Origin of the sequence: Nocardioides sp. CPCC 206348, assembly GCF_048654705.1 — a bacterium.
Lineage (GTDB): Bacteria > Actinomycetota > Actinomycetes > Propionibacteriales > Nocardioidaceae > Nocardioides.
Map to the genome: position 1 here is coordinate 1 of NZ_JBMCZA010000231.1, position 8,030 is coordinate 8,030.

Below are 8,030 nucleotides of genomic sequence, written 5' to 3' on the forward strand. Positions count from 1 at the left end.
CATCGACCGCCTCGTCCGGAATGACCCACCCGTCGGCGTACTCGTCCCAACCCCGCTGCTGCTTGGGCGTGAACCGACTCCCCCGCCGCGCATAGGTCAACACCTCCCGCGTCCGCCGACCATCCTCGGTCAACTTCTGATGGGGCCGGGCCGGGCGCACTCCGTCATTCACCCGCACATTCTCCCGACCGAACGAGAGGTAGCGAAAACGAGAGGGCGGCGCTGGCGCAGGCCGGACCCATCCCTCGAGGGCGCTTCGGTCCCTGCCGTCGGCGCCCGTCGTACCAAGGTCACGCAATGGCGAAAGCCAGGGCGCCGACGGCGGGGGCCGCTCCTAAGCCAGCGAGGGGTGGGTCCGGCAGGCGCCAGCGCCGCCCCACCAAGAAAGAGCAGAAACGCAGGAACCCCCACACCCGAAGGTGTGGGGGTTCCTGATGAATCAGGTCAGATCACTTGGTGATCTTGGTGACCCGGCCGGCGCCGACGGTACGGCCACCTTCACGGATCGCGAACTTCAGACCCTCGTCCATGGCGATGGGCTGGATCAGCTCAACGGCCATGTCCGTGTTGTCGCCCGGCATGACCATTTCCGTGCCCTCGGGGAGGGTGACGACGCCGGTGACGTCGGTGGTCCGGAAGTAGAACTGCGGGCGGTAGTTGTTGAAGAACGGCGTGTGACGGCCGCCCTCCTCCTTCGACAGGATGTAGACCGAGGCGTCGAAGTTGGTGTGCGGGGTGGTGGTACCCGGCTTCACAACGACCATGCCGCGCTCGACGTCTTCGCGCTTGGTGCCGCGGAGGAGCAGACCGACGTTCTCGCCCGCCTGGCCCTCGTCGAGCAGCTTGCGGAACATCTCGACGCCGGTGACCGTCGACTTCAGCGAGGTCTCGCGGATGCCGATGATCTCGACCTCTTCGTTGACCTTGACGATGCCGCGCTCGATACGACCGGTGATGACGGTTCCACGACCGGTGATCGTGAAGACGTCCTCGACGGGCATGAGGAACGGCTTGTCGACCTCACGCTCGGGCTGCGGGATGCTCGCGTCGACGGCGTCCATGAGCTCGCCGATCGAGTTGCCCCACTTCTCGTCGCCCTGGAGCGCCGGGAAGGCAGCAACGCGCACGACGGGGATGTCGTCGCCGTCGTAGTCGTACTCGGAGAGGAGCTCGCGCACCTCCATCTCGACGAGCTCGATGAGCTCCTCGTCGTCGACCATGTCGCACTTGTTGAGCGCAACCACCAGGGCGGGAACGCCGACCTGGCGGGCGAGCAGCACGTGCTCACGCGTCTGCGGCATGGGGCCGTCGGTCGCGGCAACCACCAGGATCGCGCCGTCCATCTGCGCGGCACCGGTGATCATGTTCTTGATGTAGTCCGCGTGACCGGGGCAGTCGACGTGCGCGTAGTGGCGCGCCTCGGTCTGGTACTCGATGTGCGCGATCGAGATCGTGATGCCGCGCTGACGCTCTTCGGGAGCCTTGTCGATCTGGTCGAACGGCGAGGCCTCGTTGAGGGTCGGGTACTTGTCGTGCAGGACCTTCGAGATCGCCGCGGTCAGCGTGGTCTTGCCGTGGTCGATGTGACCGATGGTGCCGATGTTGACGTGCGGCTTGGTCCGCTCGAACTTGGCCTTAGCCATTGCTGGCTCCTCCTGGGATTGTTACTTGACTCGTACTGGTTGGGTGCTGCGCCGAGGGCAACGCGGTGAGCAGTCGGGTGACTACTCGCCACGAACCTTCTTGATGATCTCGTCGGCGATGTTCGTGGGAACCTCGGCGTACGAGTCAAACTCCATCGAGTACGACGCCTGACCAGAGGTCTTGGACCTCAGGTCGCCAACGTACCCGAACATCTCGGACAGCGGCACAAGGGCGTTCACGACGATGTCGCCGTGACGCTCCTCCTGTGCGCGAATCTGGCCGCGACGGCTGTTGATGTCACCGATCACCGTACCGAGGAAGCCCTCGGGGGTGGTGACCTCGACCGCGAACATCGGCTCGAGCAGGCACGGCTTCGCCTGGCGAGCGGCCTCCTTGAACGACTGGATGCCGGCGATCTTGAACGCGAGCTCGGACGAGTCGACGTCGTGGTAGGCGCCGTCCTCGAGGGTGAACTTCACGTCGACCATGGGGTAGCCGGCGAGGACGCCGAACTCCATGGCTTCCTGGCCGCCGTTGTCGACGGACGGGATGTACTCGCGCGGAACGCGTCCACCCGAGACGTTGTTGACGAACTCGTAGCCCGCACCGAGACCGGTCTCGGGGTCGATGTTCGGCTCGAGCGAGATGACGACCTTGGCGAACTGGCCAGAGCCACCCGTCTGCTTCTTGTGGGTGTAGGAGTGGTTCGCGACCTTGCGGCGGATGGTCTCGCGGTAGGCGACCTGCGGCTTGCCGACAGTGGCCTCGACCTTGAACTCGCGCTTCATCCGGTCGACGAGGATCTCCAGGTGGAGCTCGCCCATGCCCGCGATGATGGTCTGACCGGTCTCTTCGTCCGTCTTGACGACGAACGTCGGGTCCTCGTCGGACAGGCGCTGGATGGCCGTACCGAGCTTCTCCTGGTCGGACTTCGTCTTCGGCTCGATGGCGACCTCGATCACCGGGGCCGGGAACGTCATCGACTCGAGGACGACCTGGTTGTTCGGGTCGGACAGCGTGTGACCCGTCTTGGTGTCCTTGAGGCCCATGACGGCCACGATCTGGCCGGCGCCGACCGACGCGATCTCCTCACGCTTGTTCGCGTGCATCTGGTAGACCTTGCCGATCCGCTCCTTGCGGCCGTTGACCGAGTTGACCACGGTCGAACCGGCTTCGAGCTTGCCGGAGTAGACGCGGACGTAGATCAGCTTGCCGAGGTGCGGGTCCGTGGCGATCTTGTACGCCAGGCCGGAGAACGGCTCGTCGTCGGAAGGCTGACGGGTGATCTCCTTCTCCTCGTTGCGCGGGTCGTGACCCACGATGCCGTCGATGTCGAGCGGCGAGGGGAGGTAGTCGACGACCGCGTCGAGCAGGGGCTGGACGCCCTTGTTCTTGAAGGCGGTGCCACAGAGGACCGGGTTGAGCTTGTCGGCCAGGGTCGCGCGGCGGATGGCGGCCTTGAGGGTCGGCACGTCGAACGTGTCGCCGTCCTCGAGGTAGACCTCCATGATGTCGTCGTCGGCCTCGGCGACCGTCTCGACGAGCTTCTCGCGGTACTCCTGGGCCTGCTCGAGGAGGTCGGCGGGGATCTCCTCGACGACGTAGTCCTCACCCATGACGGTCTCGCCGCGCCACACCTTGGCGTGCATCTCGACGAGGTCGACGACACCGATGAAGTCACCCTCGGCGCCGATGGGGAGCTGGAGGACCAGCACGTTGGAGTTCAGGCGCTCGACCATCATGTCGACGCAGCGGAAGAAGTCCGCTCCGGTGCGGTCGAGCTTGTTGACGAAGCACATCCGGGGCACGGAGTACTTGTTGGCCTGGCGCCACACCGTCATCGTCTGCGGCTCGACACCGGCGACACCGTCGAACACCGCAACGGCGCCGTCGAGGACGCGCAGGGAGCGCTCGACCTCGGCCGTGAAGTCCACGTGGCCGGGGGTGTCGATGATGTTGATCTGGTGCTTCTTCCACCAGCAGGTCGTCGCGGCGGACGTGATCGTGATGCCGCGCTCCTGCTCCTGCTCCATCCAGTCCATCGTGGCCGCGCCCTCGTGGACTTCACCGATCTTGTACGTGATGCCGGTGTAGAAGAGGATGCGCTCGGTGGTGGTGGTCTTGCCGGCGTCGATGTGCGCCATGATGCCGATGTTGCGTACGACGTTCAGGTCGGTCGTGATGTCGACTGCCACGTGAGTCAGCGTTCCTTAGATCTTGGGATGGAGAAGGTGGGTGCCGGAGCGGGCGCCGCCGTGGCGGGCCCGCTCCGACGAAATCACCAGCGGTAGTGAGCGAAGGCCTTGTTGGACTCGGCCATCTTGTGCGTGTCCTCGCGCTTCTTCACAGCGGCACCGAGGCCGTTGGCTGCGTCGAGGATCTCGTTCTGCAGGCGCTCGGCCATCGTCTTCTCACGACGGTCGGCGGCGTAGCCCACGAGCCAGCGGAGCGACAGCGTGGTGCCACGCGTGCCCTTGACCTCGATCGGGACCTGGTAGGTCGCGCCACCAACACGGCGGGACTTGACCTCGATGGAGGGGCGCACGTTGTCGAGCGCACGCTTGAGCGTGATGACCGGGTCGATACCGGTCTTTTCGCGGGTGCCTTCGAGCGCGGTGTAGACGATGCGCTGTGCAACCTGCTTCTTGCCGTCCTGCAGCACCTTCGACACGAGCTGGCTCACCAGCTGCGACCCGTAGACCGGGTCCATGTCGATCGGCCGCTTCGGCGCGGGGCCCTTGCGCGGCATGTCAGCTCTTCTCCTTCTTGGCACCGTAGCGGCTGCGAGCCTGCTTACGGTTCTTCACGGCCTGGGTGTCCAGTGCGCCGCGGATGACCTTGTAGCGAACACCGGGGAGGTCCTTCACACGACCGCCGCGGACGAGCACGATGGAGTGCTCCTGCAGGTTGTGACCCTCACCCGGGATGTAAGCGGTGACCTCGACGCCACTGGACAGGCGCACACGGGCGACCTTGCGCAGAGCGGAGTTCGGCTTCTTCGGGGTGGTGGTGTAGACGCGGGTACAGACACCGCGACGCTGGGGCGAACCCTTCAGGGCAGGCGTCTTGGACTTCGACACCTTGTCCTGGCGGCCCTTTCGGACCAACTGATTAATGGTGGGCACCTGGTGGTTCCCTTTCCTTTTGCTCTCACGTGCCGGCGCCTTGCCGGGCACGGATGTGTTGCGTTACTGCGTGCCGAATGAGTGGCCTCTGGTCGTTCGCTCCCCTGGAAAACTCGAACTGAGGGGTGTGATCGCGTTGAGGGCATGCTCGACGTGCCGGGTCACCCCAGACACGAGAATCGAGATTACCGGCCCCTCAGGGAGGGGTCAAAATGCCGGTGCACCGGCCGGATCGGGCTGGGGGACGCCCGGGCGCACCCGGCGCTCCGCCAGAGCCCGTACGGCGACCGCTGCGGCCACCCCCACGAGCACCAGCGTACCGCTCACGACGAGGGTCCAGCGGGCGCCGTACTGCTCCCCGATCCAGCCGATCACGGGGGCGCCGAGGGGCGTTCCGCCCATCACGATGGTCATGTAGATCGCCATCACGCGCCCGCGCAGGGCCGGGTCGGACTCGACCTGGAGCAGGGCGTTGCAGGAGTTCAGCACGGTGATCACCGAGAACCCGAGCAGGGGGCACAGCAGCACGAAGGCGAGGTACGACGGCATCAGGCCGGCCACGATCTCGATCAGGCCGAAGGCGACGGCGGCCACCATCAGCAGCCGGACGCGCACCCGCGTGCGGCCGGCAGCGACCAGCGCCCCGGTCAGCGAGCCGACGGCGAGGGCCGAGCCGAGGACGCCGTACTCGGTCGCGCCCTTGTCGAAGATGTCGGTCGCCATCAGCGCCGAGGTGATCTGGAAGTTCATGCCGAAGGTCCCGACGAAGAACACGAGCACGAGGATCATCAGCATCTTCGGCTCGCTCCGCATGTAGGAGAAGCCGGCGCGCAGCATCCCGGGGGCGCGGGCCACGGGGCGCGGCGAGTGCAGCTCGGCCGCATCCATCCGGCGCAGCTGGAGGATCACCGCGGCGTAGGACACGGCGTTGACGAGGATCACCCACCCGGTCGCCCGCATGCCGCCGCCACCCAGCCCGATGAGCAGCCCGGCCAGCGCGGGGCCGATCATCCGGGCGGCGTTGAAGGCGGCCGAGTTCAGGCTGACCGCGTTGGCCACGTCGTCGGTCCCGACCATCTCGGAGACGAACGCCTGCCGGGCGGGCGCGTCGAAGGCAGCACCGACGCCGAAGACGAGCGCCAGCAGGTAGACGTGCCACGTCTCGGCGACCCCCAGCGCAGCGATCACGCCGAGGGTCAGGGCGGCGCCGGCCATCACGGCCTGGGTGACCTGCAGCAGGCGGCGCTTCGAGAAGCGGTCGGCCACGACGCCGGCGTACGGCGACAGGAGCAGGACGGGGACGAACTGCAGCCCGGTGGTGATGCCGAGCTCGGTGCCGCCGTTGCCGGGGATGGTGAGGACCAGCCAGTCCTGGGCAATGCGCTGCATCCAGGTCCCGATGTTGGAGACCAGGCTGCCGGCAAAGTACAGGCGGTAGTTGTGGTGGGCCAGGGAACGGAATCGGGGGCTCGTGGTGGGCTCCTTCGGTCAGCGGGTGGGCGGGTGGGCGGTCACAGGGACTGTTCGGACTCGGCGAGCCGCTGGAGGATCGGGGCGGCGCGGCGCAGGACGTCGCGTTCGTCGGCGGTGAGCTCCTCCAGACGACGTGACAGCCAGCGGTCGCGACGGGCGGCGTCGCGGAGGACGACCTCGCGTCCCGCGTCGGTGATGCGTACGACGACCTGTCGGCCGTCATCGGGATCGTCATGGCGTTCGACGAGTCCCCGCTCACCCAGTGCGGTGACGGTGCGGGTCATGGTCGGCGGCCGCACCTGTTCGCGCGTGGCCAGTGCTCCCACGGTCTGGTCGCCCCGACCGTGCAGGACCCACAGCACCGCCATCGCGGTCAGGCTGAGGTCGTTGTCCGGGTGGCGCTCGCGCACCAGCCGGCGCCGCAGGCGCATGACCGAGAAGCGGAGCTCAGTGGCGAGCCCTGCTGTCGAGCGCACGTGCTTCTCCAGAATCGGCATGTCGTTAGTCTAAGTCATTACCTTGCGTAACTATTCCCGTTCGCATGCACGGCACACCCACGGCACTGTCGAGGCGGCGTACGATCGAACCGTGGAGCTCCGTGACGAACAGCCGACCCAGCACGAGATCGGCAACCGCACCTACCTGATCGCCCCCGTCGAACCACTCGACGTCGACGGGGTACGGACCGTCCAGGTCGGCACCGGGCTCTTCCTGCTGGCCTTCCTCGGGCTGCTTCCGTTCTGGGGCCGCCTCGAGGAGGAGGGCCAGACCTGGTTGCTGTGGATGTGCCTGACCGGCGTCGGCCTCGGCCTGCTCGGCACCGAGTACTGCAAGCGCCGGCGCGGGATCAGGGCCGAGCGCGCCGCCGATGGCGAGTGAGCTCCCACCGACCCGCTGGGCGCTCGGCGGGGCGAGGAACAGCGGCTACGGCGAGCGCTTCGCGGAGCTGATCAGCCAGGGCAAGGACGTCGACGGCGAGGCTCGCCTGGCCGACACCCTCGTCGACCGCGGGGCGCGGATCCTCGACGCGGGCTCCGGCATGGGCCGGGTCGGCGGGTACCTCCAGGCACAGGGCCACCACGTGGTCGCCGCCGAGCCCGACCCCGAGCTCGTGGAGCAGTCGCGACGGACCTACCCCGCACTGGACGTGGTGCCGCTCGAGATCCTCGCCCTCACCCGCGACGCCATGGCGGCAGCCGGTGCACCCGACGGGTTCGACCTGGTGGTGTGCGTCGGGAACGTGCTGACCTTCGTCGCGGACGGCACCGAGGTGGCCGTGCTCCGGCGCCTGCGCGACCTGCTGGCGCCGGGTGGGCGGATCCTCGCGGGCTTCCACCTCCGCGGTGGGCCGAGCTCGGCCCGGCCCTACTCCCCCGACCAATTCATCGCCGACGCAGCATCAGCGGGTCTCCGGATCGACCACCGGTTCGGTGGCTACGACCTGCGCCCGGTCGACGACGACTACGCCGTCTGGCTGCTCAGTCTGGCGCGAGACGCGTCTCGCGCCTAGAAGACCTCTAGGTCGTCGGTGCCGATGGTGTCGATGACCGGCGGGGCCGGCGGCTGCGACTGCTGGCGCTTGCTGAGGCGGACCTCGGAGTGCGCGCCGCAGCCGTGCTGGAAGGCGACGACGCGGGCGTCGTCGTTGGCGTCGCCGTTGGCGCAGACGCCGAACATCTCCGACAGCGGGCCGGCGAGGCGGACCAGGAAGCCACAGGAGTAGCACTGGTGCGGGGCCGACTTCGCGATCGGGGCATCGGGACCGGACTCGCCGTCGTACCAGCGCTC

9 protein-coding genes are annotated in these 8,030 nt (G+C 67.5%); 2 read left to right on the forward strand and 7 right to left on the reverse strand.

What is annotated here, in order from left to right:
- Positions 1–449: 449 nt before the first annotated feature.
- From tuf to ACOADB_RS26495, 6 genes are all read right to left on the reverse strand, one after another.
- A complete protein-coding gene (tuf, locus tag ACOADB_RS26470; RefSeq protein WP_378606056.1) occupies positions 450–1,643 on the reverse strand; it encodes an elongation factor Tu in 1,194 nt (397 codons plus the stop codon).
- 81 nt (positions 1,644–1,724) lie between these two features.
- Positions 1,725–3,839, reverse strand: a complete 2,115-nt coding sequence (gene fusA, locus ACOADB_RS26475) for an elongation factor G (RefSeq protein ID WP_378606058.1) — start codon at positions 3,837–3,839, stop codon at positions 1,725–1,727.
- A gap of 83 nt (positions 3,840–3,922) precedes the next feature.
- Positions 3,923–4,393, reverse strand: a complete 471-nt coding sequence (gene rpsG / locus ACOADB_RS26480; RefSeq protein WP_056708627.1) for a 30S ribosomal protein S7 — start codon at positions 4,391–4,393, stop codon at positions 3,923–3,925.
- 1 nt (position 4,394) lies between these two features.
- Positions 4,395–4,769, reverse strand: coding sequence for a 30S ribosomal protein S12 (gene rpsL / locus ACOADB_RS26485; RefSeq protein ID WP_056708632.1), 375 nt, complete (start codon positions 4,767–4,769; stop codon positions 4,395–4,397).
- Between the two features lie 207 nt (positions 4,770–4,976).
- Entirely contained in the window at positions 4,977–6,221 is a 1,245-nt protein-coding gene (locus ACOADB_RS26490; protein ID WP_378606091.1) for an MFS transporter, read from the reverse strand.
- A 59-nt stretch (positions 6,222–6,280) separates the two neighbouring features.
- Positions 6,281–6,739 carry a MarR family winged helix-turn-helix transcriptional regulator gene (locus tag ACOADB_RS26495; RefSeq protein ID WP_378606063.1) on the reverse strand — a complete coding sequence of 153 codons (459 nt, stop codon included), beginning with the start codon at positions 6,737–6,739 and terminating at the stop codon, positions 6,281–6,283.
- Between the two features lie 91 nt (positions 6,740–6,830).
- Here ACOADB_RS26495 and ACOADB_RS26500 point away from each other — a divergent pair, with 91 nt between their 5' ends.
- Together ACOADB_RS26500 and ACOADB_RS26505 are read left to right on the forward strand one after the other, a co-directional pair.
- Positions 6,831–7,121 carry a DUF2530 domain-containing protein gene (locus tag ACOADB_RS26500; RefSeq protein ID WP_378606066.1) on the forward strand — a complete coding sequence of 97 codons (291 nt, stop codon included), beginning with the start codon at positions 6,831–6,833 and terminating at the stop codon, positions 7,119–7,121.
- Positions 7,111–7,752 carry a class I SAM-dependent methyltransferase gene (locus ACOADB_RS26505; RefSeq protein WP_378606069.1) on the forward strand — a complete coding sequence of 214 codons (642 nt, stop codon included), beginning with the start codon at positions 7,111–7,113 and terminating at the stop codon, positions 7,750–7,752. Before ACOADB_RS26500 ends, ACOADB_RS26505 begins: the two co-directional genes overlap by 11 nt.
- Here the strand turns inward: ACOADB_RS26505 and ACOADB_RS26510 are convergent.
- The coding region (locus ACOADB_RS26510) for a DUF3027 domain-containing protein (RefSeq protein WP_378606072.1) at positions 7,749–8,030 on the reverse strand (282 nt) is incomplete at its 5' end. The two genes, ACOADB_RS26505 and ACOADB_RS26510, sit on opposite strands and share 4 nt — an antisense overlap.